Origin of the sequence: Maribellus sediminis (assembly GCF_011799805.1) — a bacterium.
In the GTDB taxonomy this organism is placed as follows: Bacteria; Bacteroidota; Bacteroidia; order Bacteroidales; family Prolixibacteraceae; genus Draconibacterium; species Draconibacterium sediminis_A.
On the sequence record NZ_WXUB01000008.1, the window covers coordinates 126,575 to 145,583 of the forward strand.

Annotated in this window: 13 protein-coding genes; 10 read left to right on the forward strand and 3 right to left on the reverse strand. The window is 42.7% G+C overall.

Annotation, left to right across the window (positions count from 1 at the left end; translation table 11 throughout):
- Positions 1-30: 30 nt before the first annotated feature.
- The 3 genes from HFD85_RS21490 to purE form a co-directional block, all read right to left on the reverse strand.
- Positions 31-2,073 carry a helix-hairpin-helix domain-containing protein gene (locus HFD85_RS21490; RefSeq protein WP_167614470.1) on the reverse strand — a complete coding sequence of 681 codons (2,043 nt, stop codon included), beginning with the start codon at positions 2,071-2,073 and terminating at the stop codon, positions 31-33.
- On the reverse strand, positions 2,073-2,888 hold the full coding sequence (locus tag HFD85_RS21495; protein ID WP_167614472.1) for a PorV/PorQ family protein: 816 nt from the start codon (positions 2,886-2,888) through the stop codon (positions 2,073-2,075). The genes HFD85_RS21490 and HFD85_RS21495 overlap by 1 nt, the downstream gene beginning before the upstream one ends.
- Before the next feature lie 101 nt (positions 2,889-2,989).
- Positions 2,990-3,496, reverse strand: coding sequence for a 5-(carboxyamino)imidazole ribonucleotide mutase (purE, locus tag HFD85_RS21500; protein WP_167614474.1), 507 nt, complete (start codon positions 3,494-3,496; stop codon positions 2,990-2,992).
- A 105-nt stretch (positions 3,497-3,601) separates the two neighbouring features.
- Between purE and hpt the strand changes: the two genes are divergently transcribed.
- The 10 genes from hpt to HFD85_RS21550 all read left to right on the forward strand — a co-directional run.
- A complete protein-coding gene (hpt, locus tag HFD85_RS21505) occupies positions 3,602-4,141 on the forward strand; it encodes a hypoxanthine phosphoribosyltransferase (protein WP_167614476.1) in 540 nt (179 codons plus the stop codon).
- A gap of 17 nt (positions 4,142-4,158) precedes the next feature.
- Positions 4,159-4,746, forward strand: coding sequence for an adenylate kinase (locus HFD85_RS21510; protein WP_167614478.1), 588 nt, complete (start codon positions 4,159-4,161; stop codon positions 4,744-4,746).
- 59 nt (positions 4,747-4,805) lie between these two features.
- Positions 4,806-5,795 (forward strand): GTPase ObgE, encoded by a 990-nt coding sequence (obgE, locus tag HFD85_RS21515; protein ID WP_167614480.1) that lies wholly within the window; start codon positions 4,806-4,808, stop codon positions 5,793-5,795.
- Entirely contained in the window at positions 5,795-6,487 is a 693-nt protein-coding gene (locus HFD85_RS21520; RefSeq protein ID WP_167614482.1) for a phosphatase PAP2 family protein, read from the forward strand. Before obgE ends, HFD85_RS21520 begins: the two co-directional genes overlap by 1 nt.
- Complete coding sequence (locus HFD85_RS21525; RefSeq protein ID WP_167614484.1) at positions 6,488-8,266, forward strand: MutS-related protein; 1,779 nt, start codon at positions 6,488-6,490, stop codon at positions 8,264-8,266. It abuts the gene before it with no gap.
- A 289-nt stretch (positions 8,267-8,555) separates the two neighbouring features.
- Complete coding sequence (locus tag HFD85_RS21530; RefSeq protein WP_167614486.1) at positions 8,556-10,391, forward strand: DNA topoisomerase IV subunit B; 1,836 nt, start codon at positions 8,556-8,558, stop codon at positions 10,389-10,391.
- A 48-nt stretch (positions 10,392-10,439) separates the two neighbouring features.
- Complete coding sequence (locus tag HFD85_RS21535) at positions 10,440-13,073, forward strand: DNA gyrase/topoisomerase IV subunit A (protein WP_167614488.1); 2,634 nt, start codon at positions 10,440-10,442, stop codon at positions 13,071-13,073.
- A 130-nt stretch (positions 13,074-13,203) separates the two neighbouring features.
- Complete coding sequence (locus HFD85_RS21540; protein WP_167614490.1) at positions 13,204-13,701, forward strand: shikimate kinase; 498 nt, start codon at positions 13,204-13,206, stop codon at positions 13,699-13,701.
- Positions 13,702-13,708: 7 nt separating this feature from the next.
- Complete coding sequence (locus HFD85_RS21545; protein WP_167614491.1) at positions 13,709-15,337, forward strand: thiamine pyrophosphate-binding protein; 1,629 nt, start codon at positions 13,709-13,711, stop codon at positions 15,335-15,337.
- An 836-nt stretch (positions 15,338-16,173) separates the two neighbouring features.
- On the forward strand, positions 16,174-19,009 hold a 2,836-nt coding region (locus tag HFD85_RS21550; protein ID WP_167614492.1), incomplete at its 3' end, for a SprB repeat-containing protein.

Genomic DNA, 19,009 nt, shown 5'->3' on the forward strand with positions numbered 1-19,009 from the left:
TTTTAGCACAACAAAGTAACACATTCGCGTTTAGAATTTCAACCTTAACTGCATTTTTAGTTCGGTTTTGTTGTTCCCTTCTATTTCGTTGTAGCCCGAGCTGATTACATCCCTGTCGGTCCAGTGAGTATTGGCGAACTTTAGCCAGCATTCCAGGTTCTTGCTGAATCCGTATTTCAGGTTCAGATAAGTTCGAAAACCTTTCCCGTAGTACGCCGGCACCGAGAAGGTGTAAAGCAGGTCGTTTTCGTAGGCGTAAATTCTCGAGTCGTAGCTTTCAGTGGAAAACCAGGCAAAACGTGCATTTAAATTCAAGGGCAGTTTTTCCGGTGAGTACTGGATGTCCTGAAAAATCATAACACCATTTTCTGAATTTTCTTCGGTGTAGAAAACATGTTCCAGTCTCGTTTTTAGGTTGAATTTATCGGAAAGCCGGTAGTCAAGATGCAGCCGGAGTTTTTGAGTACGTTCAGGAATATCGATATAGATTTTATCGGCTTTGAATTTGTTGTTTTTCTCTTCGTTTTTAAAACGCAGGTAAAAGCTGAAGCTGTCGGAAATGCGAACATCGGCTTGCGCAAAAATGTCCCAACCGTTTGATGGACCCGCTGTGGAATAATCGATCCATTTCGATTCGTAAACGTCGGAATAGACCGAAAGCGTCACAAATTTTACAGGAAGTATTCGGGTGCCGAAATATAAGCCCGATTCATTACTGGTGTTGGTGCCATCTGCAAAAGTGTTGGCCCACAAAGCGTGGTAATTTTTATCGAAATGACGAAACAGGGCCGAAAAACTGAGTTGATCGTTCACCCGTGCAACGACTCCCTGAATAACTGCCTTCCCTTTCGATTTCGACATTGCTGCTTCCCCAAAAAGCTGGTATTTTCCTTTGCTGAACAGGTAATCGATACTGCCGGTGTAATTTTCATCGCCCGAAAAACGAAACTGATTATAAAGCTGATCGCTACGCATATAGGGCATATCGAAATGCTGGTACACCAGGTTGGCTCCAATTTTCAAATGATCAAAATGCAGCGAAAGAACACTCCCTGCATCGCTTGTTCTTACTGATTTTTCATCGTCAATTTCACTTTGTGTGCGGTGGTAGCCCGAAGTTTGCAGGCTGGTAAAATGTTCAATTCCGTTTACATTGGATTCAATGTTTCCGTCGGCTTTTTTATGCGATCCAAAAATACTAAGTGTAAGTTTGCCAAAATCCAGTGTTGCGGCAGCACCCCTGAAAAATGCATTTTCGTTAACCGAAGTGTAGGGTCGTATGCCCTGTCCGGTTTTTGAAATTGAAAGAATGTCGGATGATTTACCGGTAGTATAGCCCTGCCATAAAGTGAGTCCTTGCCCGGCGCGTACCAGAAAATCGCCAACAACAAACTGCCGGACAGTTTTTCCGGGTTTTATGCTAATGTGAGCCGAATAATAATCAAATCCCTGTTTGTTCGATCCCTGAAAAAAGGCTTCCCCGGGATCTTTCTCTGCCGTAAAACCTGCCGAAAATTTTTCTCTCGTTTGGTAATGGTAACGGGCGTAGTAACGATAGCGGTTACCTTCGTAGGGTGTGGTTCCGTCTTCTTTTTCCTGATATCCTCTGGCTTTCTGCAAAGTGCCGAGTCCGCGCAGGATGGCTTCGTGTCTTCCGTTTTTAAGTTCTTGTTTCAAGGTAGGCTTTTGTTCTTCGACGGGACCGAATTCAACAAACGGTTCCATTTTTTGTAAGATATCCGGCGTTAATCCATCAATTACATTCAATTCATAAATGCTGTAAACGGGGCCAAAAGACTTTACGTATTCCAGCAAATTATTGATTTGAACAGGATTCAAAAGGTATAGTCGGGATAATTCTTCGGCAGTGGTAGAGTTAATATTGATCGGATGTTCGAGCAAGCTTTCCAAATCTTCGATGATCAAGGCAACATCAGTTCCTTCTTCAATATTTTCGAGGTGCGATTCGATGATGGCCTCGATCATTTGCTGCGGATTATTTTCCTGGGCGGCAACCGAAAAGGATAAAGTGATTGCTAAAAGCGCGACAATATTTTTTAGTAGCGCCTTCATCACAATTTGTAATTTATGGAAACCGAAGGTGTGAAACCTAGATTGCCGTGGTAGCTAAAAGCAATATCTGTGCTAAATTTCCCAAATGAATAACCCAGACCGGAGGAAATTTGTACCGGCCTTCCTGAAACCCCAAACCGTAAAGCCAGGTTTTTAACGAGGTAAAATTCAAGTCCTGCTTTTACTTGTGCGTCGCTATTGGTGTTCTTTTGAATTTCAAAAGAAACCAGGCTTTTATCTGCAAACTGATAATGGCCACCGATTCTTAAAATAAGCGGCAACTTTTGTTTGCCAAATGCAGTTTCGAAACCGTTCATTACCGGATTGAAAACATGCATGGCCAGTGTAAGTTCTTTTGTGGTTTGATAACTGGCTCCGGCTTCAAAAGTTGGAAATCCTTTAGCGCCATCATTTTCAGGGAAACGGTATAGGAAATAATCGAGTTGCAACGCGGCACTTAATCGCTGCGAAAGCTTTTTGGAATAAGCCAGTCCCAGCTTGCTTTCTTTGTAAGTGCCTTTTCCGAGTTGATAAAAACTGAATCCGACAGTGCCCCGAATGGCGGGCATGTTAACGGTTCCGGCAGCCAGTGAAAGTTCATCAACAAGGTATCTCGATTCGTAAAAAACACCTGCCGAAAAAGCTTCAAGTTGGGATAATGTTGCCTGATTGTGAAAGGTGCTCCACACATCGCTTACCGAAACAAAGGCATTGGATAAAGCCACTGCACGAGCACCCGCCGGATAATTTTCGGTTCCACAAACAGAAAGGTAGCTGAATACCGTAATAATGAGTATTTGAAAGGGCTTTCTCATGAAAAACCGTGTTCAAAAGGTGGCTACATAAGTTACAAAAACAAAAAAGAGGTATGTTGTTAAAACACACCTCTTTAAAGGTACAAAATATTTTGTTCAATCTAGTTTGTCTTGAACTTGTATTTTACTTCCGACAGGTCCTGATTGGCTTTTACGATCTTTTTCTTCAATGATTCTTTATAACTGACCATTTTCTGCATCAGTTCCTCGTCGCCGGTTGCCATCATTTGAACAGCCAGAATAGCGGCGTTCATGGCGCCGTCAACCGCAACTGTTGCTACCGGAATTCCCGGAGGCATTTGCAGAATGGCAAGGATCGAATCGAAGCCGGCAAGACTGGCATTGATCGGAACTCCGATAACTGGTAGCGGAGTCATTGCTGCGATTACTCCCGGTAAATGTGCTGCCATTCCGGCACCTGCAATTATTACTTTAATTCCTCTGTCTTTGGCACCTTTGGCGAAAGTTTCAACCGCTTCAGGTGTACGATGAGCCGACAGTGCGTTAATCTCAAACGGAATTTCGAACTCATCGAATAATTTGGCAGCTTTTTCCATCACACTCAGGTCGGATGTGCTACCCATGATAATGCTAACTTTTGGTGTCATATTTAAATTATTGTTTCTGTTAGTCCAATTGTTTTTGTTATTTTGTAGCTCATTGTGCAGGCAAATTTAAGTCAATTTGAGAATTAATAAAAATCAATCGAATATATGAAGCAGGTCAGGATACATGATAAAGAGTTCAAACTATTTATTTCGCACGAAAAGATTCAGTCGGTGATAGATGATATGGCGGAAAAAATGAATCAGGAACTTGCCGGAAAAGATCCGTTATTCTTGTGTATTTTGAATGGATCTTTTGTGTTTGCAGCCGATCTTTTTAAGCGTATTAAATTTGTTGAGGCTGAAATTTCATTTGTAAAACTTGCTTCGTATGCTGGCGACCACACCACCGGGACAGTGAAACAACTTATCGGGTTGAACGAAAATATTGAAGGAAGAACGGTAGTGGTGCTCGAGGATATTGTTGATACCGGTATCACCATTGAAAATATCCACCAGCAACTTGATGGAATGAATCCTAAGGAAGTGCAGGTTGCAACTTTGCTATTGAAGCCTGATGCGCTTCAACGTGAAGTTAACCTGAAATACGTAGGCATTGAAATTCCCAACGATTTTATTGTAGGCTATGGTTTGGATTACGACGGGCTGGGACGAAATTTGATCGACATTTATACCGTGATAAAATAACCAAAATCAAATTCAACATGTTAAATCTTGTACTGTTTGGGCCGCCGGGTGCCGGAAAAGGTACACAGGCCGAATTTCTGATCAATACTTTTAACCTGATTCACATTTCTACCGGGGAGTTGCTGCGTAGCGAAATTGCTGCCGGTACCGAATTGGGGAAAATTGCCAACCAATTTATGGCTAAAGGCGAGTTGGTGTCGGATGATGTGGTGATAGAAATGATAAAAGGAAAAATCAACGATAATCCGGAAGCCAAAGGATTTATTTTTGATGGCTTTCCCCGGACTGTCGATCAGGCTGTTGCGCTTGATCGTTTGCTGAATGAAAAGGGAACTCCTGTTTCAGCAATGTTGTGTCTCGAGGTTGAAAAGGAAGAACTGATTAATCGTTTGTTGGGCCGTGGTAAAATTTCGGGTAGGGCAGACGATCAAAGCCAGAAAATCATTGAAAACCGCATCGAGGTTTATCGAAATAAAACAGAACCCATTATTGAATATTACAGCGAGCAAAACAAGCATCACGATATAAAGGGAATGGGAACGATAGAGGAGATTGCTGAAAGACTTATTAAGAAGGTCGAGAGCTTGTATAATAAACAGATGTAAGCGGGGAATTTGAAATGCGGGTATAATTTGCCCAAGATTAAAAATCGAATAACAGGAATATGGCCGAGACGAATTTTGTGGATTATGTACGGATTCATTGTAAATCCGGAATGGGGGGAGCAGGTTCAGCGCATCTGCGAAGGGAGAAATACATCCCTAAAGGAGGACCTGATGGTGGAGATGGTGGCCGTGGAGGACATATTATCCTGGAAGGAAACCAGCACATGTGGACTTTGCTGCACCTGAAATATAAGAAGCACATTAAAGCCGGAAACGGCGAATCAGGGGGGAAACAAAGAAGTACCGGTGCCGACGGCGAAGATGTTATTCTGGAAGTGCCGCTGGGAACTATAGCCCGCGATGGGGAAACAGGAGAGTTTTTGTTTGAAATTACCTCACACGGCGAAAGCAAAGTGCTGATGAAGGGTGGCCGTGGCGGTTTGGGAAACGATCATTTTAAATCATCTACCAATCAAACACCACGTTTCGCACAACCCGGAGAAGAAGGAGAAGAAGGCTGGAAAATTCTGGAATTGAAAGTGCTGGCCGATGTTGGCCTGGTAGGCTTTCCGAGTTCTGGTAAGTCGACCTTACTTTCGGTGGTTACCGCAGCAAAACCAAAAATTGCAGAATACCACTTTACTACGCTGGTACCCAACCTTGGGATTGTTGGACACCGCGAACAACGGTCGTTCATCATGGCCGATATTCCCGGAATTATTGAAGGTGCGCACGAAGGAAAAGGTCTTGGCCTGCGCTTTTTAAGACACATAGAGCGAAACTCGATGCTGTTGTTCATGGTTCCGGCTGATAGCAAGGATCACTTAAAAGAATATAAAATTTTGTTGAGCGAGCTTGAAAAGTTTAATCCTGAGTTACTCGATAAACAGCGCTTCCTGGCAATTAGTAAGGCTGATATGCTCGATGAAGATCTGATGAAGGAGATCAGTGCAGAACTAAAAGGCATTCCGCACATGTATTTCTCTTCGGTAACAGGGATGAATATTCAGGTTTTAAAAGATAAAATTTGGGAGATATTAAATAGCTAATGGCGGTTTTGCAAAATATTCTTGAATGGGATAAAGAGTTGTTCCTGTATTTAAACAGTTTTCACAGCGATTTTTGGGATACCATTATGTTGATGGTTACCCGCAAGGAAACCTGGATCCCGCTTTATGTAATCATTCTCTGGTATTTCATACGAAATTACCGGACAAAATCCATTCTTATAATTGTCGGACTTGCTTTGCTGGTGCTGGGTAGCGATCAACTGGCCGGCTTGCTTAAAATCACCATTCAGCGGCTTCGTCCGGTGCACGATCCGGGTATTGAAAGCATGGTGCACAATGTGTTGCGAAAAGGTGGTTTGTATGGTTTTGTGTCGGCACACGCTGCCAATTCTGTAGCCATCCTGGTTTTTACTTCGCGCATATTTAAAAGCCGCGGTTATTATTTTTTAATGCTGGTGTGGACCCTGATGTTTTGTTATTCGCGCATCTATTCCGGCGTCCACTATCCGCTCGATTTGCTTGGTGGAGCGTTGTTGGGATGGGGAGTCGGCTATGCGATTTTTAAGCTGGTGATGTTTATTGAAAACCACTTCTTTTACACGCGCTCACCAAAAATCGAAAAGACAGCGCTGCATTCCGATCAGTCAGGAATAATCTGGTTGGTTTTTAGTGTGCTGTTGGTCACCGTGTTTATCGTTTCTTACCTGCTTCATCATTACAACTACTTGTAAATGACAAAGCCGCTTGATTTTTATCGAAAAAAACTCGACGAATATTCATCCGAATCATCGCGTTTAACAGTAAGCATTAGAAGATTCGCCTGGTATCGGTTTCTGGCATTTGTTCTGATTTTTGTTCCGGTAATTGTTTTTGGTCTTAGCTGGATCAACGGAGCGATCAGTTTGCTTTTCCTGGTACTGTTTTTCTACCTTATAAAAGTGAATATTGAACTGGATAAACGCCGAAAAAGAGCAGCTGTTCTGAAGGAAATGGTTGAAGCTGAATTGAAGGCACTCGATCATTCGTTTTTGCATTTTAACAGCGGTAGCGAGTTTTTGGATGCCGATCACTTTTATGCGTACGACCTCGATCTTTTTGGAGACGGTTCGGTGTTTCAGTTTTTAAATCGCACATCAACTTTTGGCGGTAAAAACCGGCTGGCTAACTACTTGCTTCGGCCTGATAAAGATGCCGCCGAAATCAGGCAGCGACAGGCAGCAGTTGCTGAGTTGTCAAAAATGCCACAGTGGCGTTTAGACTTTCTTGCCGATGGGAATTTGTTTGATGAAAGCGAGCAAATGACCGCTGAGTTGCAGGCCTGGTCGGAGACAGAATTGGATTTAAACGGACCGGAAACGATAAAATGGCTGATTCGTGTAGTTCCCTTTTTTACGGTGATTGCGGTTCTTCCTGCAGTGTTCGGAATGTCGAATTTATACCTCTCGGTTTTTGTTTTGCTGCAGTGGTCGCTCATGTCGGTGTACTGGAAGCGAATCTCGTATTTCTATCGCTTTTTCGGACGAAAATCAGAATTGCTGGCCAAGTACATGAACCTGCTTGCCAGAATTGAGCAGACCGATTTCAAGTCAGAAAAACTCTTCGACCTGCAAAAACAAATTAAAGAACCTTCAGCAGGAAAGGCCTTTCAAGAGCTGAAGAATCTGGTAAAGCAATTCGAATACCGCGGGAATCTGCTCGTCGGATTTTTTCTGAATTCATTTTTTACCTGGGATATTCGTTGTGTTTACCGGCTTTGGAAGTGGCACGGCCTGCATCATAAACACCTGGCAAAATGGCTGGAAGTCGTCGCCGAATTCGATGCCTTAATCAGCCTTTCGAATTATGCGAATAATCATCCGGCATCTATTTTTCCTGAAGTGGTAGAAGACGAATTTCTTTATTCAGCCAAAGATCTGGGGCATCCGTTGCTGAACCCTTCCAAAATGGTTCGTAATGATCTGGAGATAAACGGTTATTCAAAGGTGTTAATCGTTACCGGTGCAAACATGGCCGGGAAAAGTACATTTTTGCGTACGGTTGGCGTTAATCTTGTGCTGGCCGAAGCAGGAGCACCGGTTTGTGCCACGGAAATGCAGTTCACGCCAATCGATATTTATACCAACATGCGAACAACCGATTCGTTGCTGAAAGATGAATCGTACTTTTTTGCTGAATTGAAGCGCATAAAAACCATTCTCGACCACCTTAAAAACGGTGAGCGCTATTTTGTGATTCTCGACGAGATGTTAAAAGGAACAAATTCCGTCGACAAACTGAACGGCTCCAAAGAGTTGATTCGCAAGCTTGTACAGCTGTATTCGGTTTCCCTGATTGCCACCCACGACCTGAAACTGAGTGAACTGGAGCAGGAGTTTCCCGGGAAGGTTTCCAACACCTGTTTCGAGATCAGGATTGAAAACAACGAGCTGATTTTCGATTATAAGTTATCAGCCGGTGTGACCAAAACAATGAACGCCACTTTCCTGATGAGAAAGATTGGGATAATTTAGTTTAAAGTTCAGAGTTCGTAGTTTAGAGTCAGGGATTAAAAGTATTGAAATCGCCTTCGCTTTTTCCGCTATTTAAAGCCATTTTAGCGGCGTACTTATTCACTATTTTTCAACTATGAATTGTTAGTTAATGAACCCCCGGAAACGGTGGAAAACATCATGATTTAATTATATTTGTGGCAAGCCGGTGAATTCCGCAGTTATTTGAAATAGACGACACCCCAAACTTTTCAATTTCATATAATAGTTGGCGTTCACTTAGTATAAGGCAGGATTCAGGAGAAAAAATATGAGCGCAAATTACGACGAAGGAACTATTAAGACCTTAGATTGGCAGGAGCATATCCGGAGGCGTCCGGGAATGTACATCGGTAAACTTGGCGATGGAACTTCAGCTGACGATGGTATTTATGTTTTGTTAAAGGAAGTGATGGACAACTGTATCGACGAATTTATGATGGGTCATGGAAAAAAGATCATTGTAAAGGTCGATCAGGAGACTGTTTCTATCCGTGACTTCGGACGTGGCATTCCGCTGGGCAAACTGGTGGACGTAGCCAGTAAAATGAACACCGGAGCCAAATACGACAACAAGGTTTTCAAAAAATCGGTTGGTTTGAATGGTGTGGGTATTAAAGCCGTAAATGCACTGTCTTCCAATTTTGTTATTCGTGCCATTCGTGAGGGTGTCGCCAAGGAAGTTACTTTCAGCAAAGGAATAATATCCGATGAACAGGATTTTACCAACGTGCAGGAAGAAAACGGAACCGAAGTGTCGTTTGTGCCCGATGCAGAAGTGTTTAAGAAGTATCGTTACCTGAACGACTACATCGAGAACATGATAAAAAACTACACCTTCCTGAATGCCGGTCTTACAATCGAATTCAACGGCGAGCGCTTCTATTCGCGAAACGGTTTGCGCGACCTGCTGGAAGAGAACATGGATCACGACCCAATTTACCCAATTATACATCTGAAAGGTGAGGATATTGAGGTGGCCATCACGCATGGAAACCAATATGGCGAAGATTATTATTCATTCGTTAACGGTCAACACACGACACAAGGTGGTACTCATTTACAGGCTTTTCGGGAAGTTTTGGTGAAAACGATCAGAGATTTTTACAAGAAGGAGTTTGACCCGTCCGATATTCGGGCGTCCATTGTGGCGGCCATCAGTATCAAGGTTGAAGAGCCTGTATTTGAGTCCCAAACAAAAACCAAGTTAGGATCGAAAGATATAGGCCCCGACGGACCTTCCGTGAGGGCTCATGTTGGAAATTTCCTGCAAAAAGAACTGGACAATTTCCTGCACAAAAATCCCGATACTGCTGAAGTTCTGCTTCGGCGCATTACCGAATCGGAGCGCGAACGCAAGGCTATTTCAGGAATTAAAAAACTGGCGAAGCAGCGTGCAAAAAAAGCAAGTTTGCACAATAAAAAACTACGCGATTGCAGGATCCACTTCAACAGTAACGACGAACGAAAAGAGGAATCGAGCATTTTTATAACCGAGGGTGACTCGGCAAGTGGTTCGATTACCAAATCGCGCGATGTGAATACGCAGGCGGTGTTCAGTTTAAAGGGGAAACCACTGAATACCTATGGGCTTACAAAAAAGGTGGTTTACGAAAACGAAGAATTCAACCTGCTGCAGGCAGCGCTGAATATTGAGGAGAGCATGGAAGACCTGCGTTACCACAAGGTGATTATCGCAACCGATGCCGACGTTGACGGTATGCACATTCGTTTGTTGCTAATCACTTTCTTTTTGCAGTTCTTTCCCGAACTGATCAGAAAAGGGCATGTACATATTTTGCAAACGCCATTGTTCAGGGTACGTAACAAACAAAAAACCTTTTACTGTTATTCCGAGGAGGAAAAACAAAAGGCAATAAATAAACTCAAAGGCAAACCTGAGATCACCCGTTTCAAAGGTTTAGGTGAAATATCGCCGGATGAATTCAAACATTTTATTGGAAAAGATATGCGTCTTGACCCGGTTCTAATGAAAAAGCACGAATCGGTGGCTCAAATGCTTGAATTTTATATGGGAAAAAATACACCTGAACGACAGGATTTTATCATCGATAACCTCTATGTTGAGAAGGACGAGGTGGCTTAACATAAAACTCATTGCCCAAGTGGCATTACGCAAACCTGAAAAGTAAGAATGTCAGAAGAGAACATCAATAATAGCGAAGAAATACAGGACGATCAGCTAAAAGATGAAATAACCTATTTGTCGGGGATGTACCGCGATTGGTTTTTGGATTATGCTTCGTATGTTATCCTTGAGCGTGCTGTTCCGTACATCAACGATGGATTGAAGCCTGTACAGCGCCGTATTTTGCACGCCATGCGCGAAATGGACGACGGGCGCTACAACAAGGTAGCCAACGTTATCGGGCAAACCATGCAGTATCACCCGCACGGCGATGCTTCTATCGGCGATGCCATGGTTCAGCTGGGACAGAAGGATCTGCTGATCGATACCCAGGGAAACTGGGGAAATATTTTAACCGGTGATGGTGCCGCAGCTCCACGTTATATCGAAGCACGTCTTTCGAAGTTTGCCCTCGAAGTTCTTTTCAACCCGAAAACTACCGAGTGGAAACTTTCATACGATGGACGTAAAAAAGAGCCTGTTACACTTCCGGTAAAATTCCCGTTGTTGCTGGCGCAGGGAGTTGAAGGTATTGCGGTTGGTCTGGCCTCAAAAATGTTTCCGCACAACTTTAACGAGTTGCTCGATGCTTCCATCGATTACCTTAAAGGACGGGATTTTGAGTTGTATCCGGATTTCCCGACCGGTGGTTCGGCCGATTTCAGTAAATACAACGACGGACTTAGGGGCGGTACCGTAAAAGTTCGTGCTAAAATAGAAAAGCGCGATAACAAAACTTTGGTGATTACGGAGTTGCCTTTTAGTAAGACTACTACAACGCTCATCGAATCCATAATTAAGGCCAACGACAAGGGCAAAATTAAGGTGAAGAAAATCGATGACAATACTGCCGAACATGTCGAGATTTTGGTGCACCTCGCACCGGGCGTATCATCGGATAAAACCATCGATGCACTTTATGCCTTCACCGATTGTGAAGTTTCCTTGTCGCCCAACTCGTGTATTATCGAGAATGACAAGCCTTTGTTTATTGGCGTAAAAGAAATTCTGAAACGTTCGGCCGACAGCACACTGGATCTGCTGAAACTCGAGCTTGAAATCAGAAAAAGTGAGTTGGAAGAACAGTGGCATTATTCTTCACTCGAAAAGATATTTATTGAAGAGCGTATTTATAAGGATAAGAAGTTTGAGGATTCGGAGAACATGGATCAGGCCGTGGCGCATATCGACAAGCGACTCGATCCGTGGAAACCCAAACTCAAAAGAGAGATCACACGCGAAGACATCATGAAACTGATGGAGATTCGCATGGCTCGCATCCTGAAATTCAACAAAGACAAGGCGGACGAACACCTGAGATCCATCGAGGATGAAATTGCAGAAGTGGTTCATAACATCGAAAATATCGTTCCGTTCACCATAAAATGGTTCCAGCATTTGAAAGCGAAATTTGGTAAAGGCCGCTACCGGAAAACCGAAATTCGCAGTTTCGAAAATATTGTGGCTACCAAGGTGGTGGTTAAAAACGAGAAGCTATATGTCGATCGTAAAGAAGGTTTTATGGGAACCACCTTGCGAAAAGCAGAGTACATCTGCGATTGTTCCGATATCGACGATGTCATCGTTTTCCACCGCGACGGAACTTATTTTGTTACCAAAGTTTCGGATAAGGCATTTATCGGAAAGAATCCGATGCACATTGCCGTTTTCAAGAAAAACGATAAACGCACGATTTACAACGTCGTTTACAAAGACGGCGAATCAGGCTTTGCTTACATGAAACGTTTCTCGGTAACGGGAGTAACGCGCGATAAAGAATACAATCTGACCAAAGAAACCAAAGGATCGAGGATTATGTATTTCTCGGCCAATCCGAATGGCGAAGCCGAAACATTACGCATTGTATTAAAGCCGAAACCACGCATTAAAAAACTCACGTTCGAAGAAGATATGGGTGAACTGGCAATTAAAGGCCGCCAGTCGATGGGAAACATTCTTACCAAACACGAGGTGCATAAAATCTCGTTGAAGGAAAAAGGAGTTTCTACCCTTGGAGGTCGAAAAATATGGTTCGATCCGGATGTGCTTCGTTTGAATGCCGATAGCCGTGGAACCTATCTGGGCGAATTTTCGGGTGAAGATAAAATTCTGGTACTTTACAAAGATGGAAGCTATCAATTGTATAATTACGACCTTAGCAATCACTTCGAACCCAATATCCTGGCCATCGAGAAATTCGATAAATCGAAGGTGTTATCGGCTGTTTATTTCGATGCCGAGCAGCAATTCTACTACGTAAAACGTTTCGAAATTGAGGAAGTTGAAGGTAAACTGATCCGCTTTATTGGCGAAAATCCGGACAATAAGCTGTTAAGCATTACCTGGGTTCATTACCCGCGCCTTGAGATTACTTTTGGAGGTAAAAGCTCTGAGCGTGAAAATGAGATTGTTGAAGTTGCAGAATTTATCGGTGTAAAATCCTGGAAAGCAAAAGGAAAGCGTCTTACTAACTACGAAGTAAAAAACATAAAGGAAATTGAGCCTGTTGTAAAAGATGAGGATGACCGGGAGCCGGAAGAACAGGCTGATGAAAAACCGGATGTAGACGATATTCCTTTCGAAATTACCCGTCCGAAAAGGGATGATGATGATTCCGGGAATCAAATGTCACTATTTTAGTTCAAAGTATGATTGAAATTCATCGCTCTTGGTTCTGTTTTGAGCTCATCCCCCTGAATCCCCCTTCGAAGGGGGAATCGCGACGAAGGAGCGAGGGGATGAATTAGTAGCATGAAATAAACTCGTTTGCATGAGAATTTATTTAATAGGATATATGGGGTGTGGCAAATCTACTTTAGGCAGAAAGCTGTCGAAGCATTTAGATTTGCAGTTTGTGGATATGGATCATTATATTGAAGAAAGAAACTGTAAGACCATACCTCAGATTTTTGAAGAAGAGGGGGAAGCCGAATTCAGAAAAAAGGAGCGAAAAGCCCTCGAAGAATTGTCGGAGTTTACTGATATCGTAATTGCCACCGGAGGCGGTGCTCCTTGTTTTTTTGATAACATCGACCTGATGAATAAAACGGGGCAGACCATTTATCTGAATATCAATCCGGATATTCTTGCCGATCGTTTGTTGAAATCGAAAACTGAACGACCACTGATTAAAGGCAAATCGCGAGAAGAGTTGATTGCTTTCATCGATGAAACCCTTCATAAAAGAAACGAATTCTACATGCAGGCCCGGCATTATATTACTGAGCCTGATATGCCATTGGAGCTGATTGAAGAAATGATTTCCTAAAAATACTATGTCTACCGTTGCCCGACAATTTGCTCACACCCTTCGCGAAATTGGTGTTCGCTATGTGTTCGGTGTACCCAGTGGTAACATGATCGATTACATCGAGGCTTTGAGGCTCGAAGACGGTATTGAATTCGTATTGGTTGGCCACGAAGCAACGGCAGCAATAATGGCCGATGTCTGTGGCCGATTTAGCGGAATTCCGGGTGCCTGTTTTGCTACTTTTGGCCCCGGAGCTACCAACCTGAGTACAGGTGTCGGAGAAGCATTTCTCGATCGTTCCCCCATGTTGGCTTTTACAGATGAAATGCCCGATCACCTGCTTAGTCGAACGGTTCAGATGAACATTAATCACCGCCAACTCTTTTTCGCGATTACAAAACATACTACCCGCTTTCATTCCGGCAATGCAGCAGAAGTGATTTTGAAAGCAGCAGGAATAGCAACTTCGGATGTTCCAGGTCCGGTGCATATCGGGGTTCCGGCCGGAATTGGCAGGGACTTGACTGTTGTTGAAAACACGGAAGTTGAATATTTAAGGGTTGAGAAAAAACGCTGGTCACCAATGATGCATCAGCAGATTAAGAAAGTAGAAACCCTATTCGCCAAAAGCAAAAAACCTATACTCGCTGTTGGTTTAAGCGCCGTACGTGAAGGTGTCCGGAATCTGTTACTGGCTGTGGCCGAAAAGTTTCAGTTACCTGTGGTTTTGACACCGATGGCAAAAGGCATGTTTCCCGAGAATCATCCTTTGTATACAGGAGTTTTGTTTCACGCTTTGTCAAACATGGTTGCCGAAACCTACAGTAAGGCCGATCTGGTAATCGGAGTGGGTTACGATCCGGTTGAGTTCAATTACGAAGAATGGATGCCGGCAGTGCCATTGATTCACATCGATTCAAAAGAAGCCGATGTAGATACCGGGCAAATTCCCGAAGTCTTAAATGTAATTGGCGATTTAGGAACTGCACTTACAGAACTTAGAAACTTAAAAACAGCCACTAAATCGTGGGATTTAGATCAACTGGTTAAAAGACGAGAAAAGCTATTCGCCAAATTGAAGCCTCAACCCGATAGTTTCGGCCCGCTTGCAGTTTTGCACGAATTGCGACAGGCCATACCCGACGAAGGAATTCTGACCGTAGATGTCGGCGCACATCTTCATCTGGCAGGACAGCAATGGCGAACTCTGGCACCACAAAAATTGCTGATGACAAACGGCTGGTCGGGAATGGGATTTGCACTACCCGCCGCAATGGCTGCAAAAATGTGTTATCCCGATTTGCCTGTGGTAGCTTTAATGGGTGATGGCGGCTTTTACATGACCGTAGGTGAACTGGCTACTGCAAAACGATTAAATCTCGATATCGTTATTGTGGTGATTTATGATAGCAGCCTTTCTTTGATCAACATCAAGCAACAAAAGAAAGGATACGATTCCCATTACGGAACGGATTTGAATACGCCCGCGGATAAACCTACTAATCATTATTTTGGGGTACCTGTAATTTCATGCTCCAGCCTCGGTGAGTACCGAATGGCACTTAATGACGCATTCTCATGCAAGGGACCGGTTGTGGTTGAAGTGCGAGTAAACTCAGTTGAATACGGGAATTTGGTTTTACAACGTGTTTGATTTAAAGAATTCACCTATTCTTATAAACTCAATATTTCATCCAAAGGTGACTTTTAAGGTGATAAAATCTTGTTTATTATCACTGATAATTTGCTGTGTAAACAAAAAAATGAAAGAATTGATCCCTTAACAGAACATGGAGATTTGGCCTTTTCATACGTAATCTTCGGATAAGTTATACGGGATTTTACGTATAAAAGAATTTATAATTTCAATTTTGAAAATATGAACAGTTACCCCTTTAATCCCATGTTGTGGAATCTATTTTGAGATTTCCAACTAGCAGATTTCTTGCAAAAGTAAACAAATAGAGAGTTTATAATTTAATTAAGAAAAGTTGAGAGAAATACTTAATCCTAAAACTCAATAAAAGACATGTAAGTATTTTAATATCAATGTTATTTTGATAAATACTTTTCAGGAAACAATGTTAGTCAACTAAGTAAAATGCTTCTTTTGGATGATCCCATGTTTCTTTTTTTTTATTAAATATAGAGCAAAGGTTTATTATAATTTTGTTGTCCTTGCAGGAGAAATCTTTTGTCTGTCCATAATTGAAATCAGGATTTATTGAGAAACTGAAAGTCTGATTAAAAGAAGAATAAAATACTAAAAAGTATATAAATATCAATTCTCAAATCCGTATTAAACCCGATTGACTTCGGCTTATTGATTGACGTAACTTGTAAATGAAATTTTGAACGAAAGCAGAAACTTAACGTGCAACCCCGCGAAGTACTCACAAAATTTCGGTTAAAAGATACAGGTATTAGACATTTGCTGAATGATGATTTGATAAGTAGAAGACATTATTTACTTACTTAAATTATCAGATTATGGGAAAATTTTACAATGTACTCGCAGGGAATAAAAAATTTGCTGCGCCGGCGAGGTTGAGTTATCGTTTATGGTGGCGATGTCTCGCTGTGGTATTTATGCTGTGTTGTACAATGCAGTTTGCAAGTAGTCAGATTGTCACCGAAGGGCCGGCCGTAAGGGCCAACTTTGGAATTGATGCTGACGTTTATACTAATTATTTACTGGCTCCTGAACTTGATACTATCGATCCTTTTGGGACCGACGATTGGTTTGGAGGTTTATATTCAGGCGATGGAACAGCGGTATTCAACCCATCTCCGGCATTCATCACATATATTAACAATAGGCTTGCAATTGACGAGAATCTCAGTTTTGTGATAAGGATGGGTGATAATGGATGGATATCACGAAATTCAGAATTGGAGATTCCTTCATCCCCTGGTGATACAATTGTATGGGTAGATGGCGTGTATGCAAGAGATAACAATACTGCCGGAAATGGTAAAGACAGTACTGCTTTTGGGGGTACTTCCGATAAAAACTTTCAGGATCCTTCAACGTGGGATGCTGGAATTAAAGATCCTTATCAAAAAGGAGACTTGATCGATGTTTATGGGCATATGAGAGAGGATCCCGATGGAGATCTTTGGGGAATTGGTGCTTTCTCCACCCGCTCAACTTCAGGATCCGTTCATGCTGATTTTGAATTTTTTGCCAACCAGGTTGGATTTGACGGATCGCATTTTTCAAATACCGGAACCGACCACGGACATACTTCATGGACGTTCGACTCTGCCGGTGTTGTTTTAACAGCCGGGGACCTGATCGTAAGTATAGATTACGAAAAAGGGGGTGATCTTCCCGTAGCAAGTATACGTGTATGGGTGAGTGAAGCCGACTATATTTATGGACTAGCCAATTGGGGTGGCAGCGCTTCCTTTAATTTTACAGGTGCGTTTACTGCAGAATCAGGCGTTGGTTTTGGTTATGCTGAAATTGAGCCGGCAGTAGGAAATACAGACCCTGCGGCCTGGGCGGTGGTAAATGTAGATAGTGTTTCACCGGCACCACCATGGGGAACTTTAGAAGGACCACAGGCAGCAAATGATTCGGTATACCTACCCCTTCAGTTCGCAGAATTTGCCATTAATATGTCATTTTTAGGTCTGGACGCATTTGGGGGAGATGCCTGTAACAAAACTCTTGGAAGCCTCTTGGTAAAGACCAGAAGTTCACCAAGTTTTGAATCGGAAATGCACGATTTTGTTGGGCCATTGCTTTTTGGATATGATTTGGAAACCAAAATTGTGACCACGGATCTGGATTCCTGTGACGATGGTGTGAATCAATTTGATTTAACAACTGCAGTAGACAGTACCGGAGACGGAGTGGTAACTTTCTATGCAACGAGTGCTGATGCTTTTGCAAATCCTCCCGTAAATGCGATTTCTTCAATCCAAACTCTACCTGTGGGAGATACCATGTTCTGGGCCAGAAGTTCAAATCCAGATGATCAGGGATGTTTTGCGGTTGATTCTTTCCATGTAATTGTACATGATCTTCCTGTCTGTAATGTTACCATACAGGATGAATCCTATTTTAATGCAGACAACGGATATGCTGTTGTTAATGTAACCGGAGGAAGTGGGTCTTATACTTATTTATGGGGAACTGATGGTGGATCAATTGGAGGCGGACAGGGAACCGACAGTATTTATGGATTAAGTGATGGAATCTATTTTGTTACTGTAACAGATAGTTTTGGTTGTGAGACAAGCTGTGTAGATACAATAAGATGGACACCTACCGCACCTACATGTGAAGTCTTTACTGAAGATGTTGAATGTTACGGCGCCGAAACCGGGATTGCATGGGCAGAAGTAACACCTTCTGATACGATTGGATATCCACCATACAAATATATTTGGTACAAAGATGCTGTACCGTTTGATACAACGATTACAGCAAGTTTGGTCGATACCATGTTTAACCTTGGTGCCGGAATTTATGATGTTGAAATATTCAACAACGTTGATCCTAATTCAACATTTTGTAGCGATACGATATTCCAACCGGATCCAAATCCTGTTTATGTTGAATGTTCAAGTTTGACAGTTGATGAATGTCTTGGTCAGGATTCGATTAATACTGCCTTTGGAAATTGGTTAGATACAGTATTTATGGTAAGTGGCGGTACAGATCCTTTGGATACTATTTATAAAATTAATGGTGTTGAGGTGGATATCGACACGGTGAGCGCACCTTATTTCTGCGGTGATTCAAAAACAATCCAAATGATTGTAAGTGATTATTGCGGATTAGCCGATACCTGCGACGCAACATTTGCGGTAAACACTCCAGTTCCGGTCAGTCTAACTCCACCTGCCAATGATACGTTGGATGCCTGTTCAACGGGAGCAGAAATTGCATCAGCTTTCAGTGAATGGTTAGGCAGTGTATCGTATGACGGAGGATGTAATGCCACGATCGACAATGGAAATCCCACAGCACCCGACAGCTGTGGCGGCGAAATAACAGTAGTTTGGACTGTAAGCAGCGACTGTGAATCGGATGTAATGGACAGTGCAGTGTTTGTGGTAACAGCAGCACCGGCAGTCAGTCTTACTCCACCTGCCAATGATACATTGGATGCCTGTTCAACGGGAGCAGAAATTGCATCAGCTTTCAGTGAATGGTTAGGCAGTGTATCGTATGACGGAGGATGTAATGCCACGATCGACAATGGAAATCCAACAGCACCCGACAGCTGTGGCGGCGAAATAACAGTAGTTTGGACTGTAAGCAGCGACTGTGAATCGGATGTAATGGACAGTGCAGTGTTTGTGGTAACAG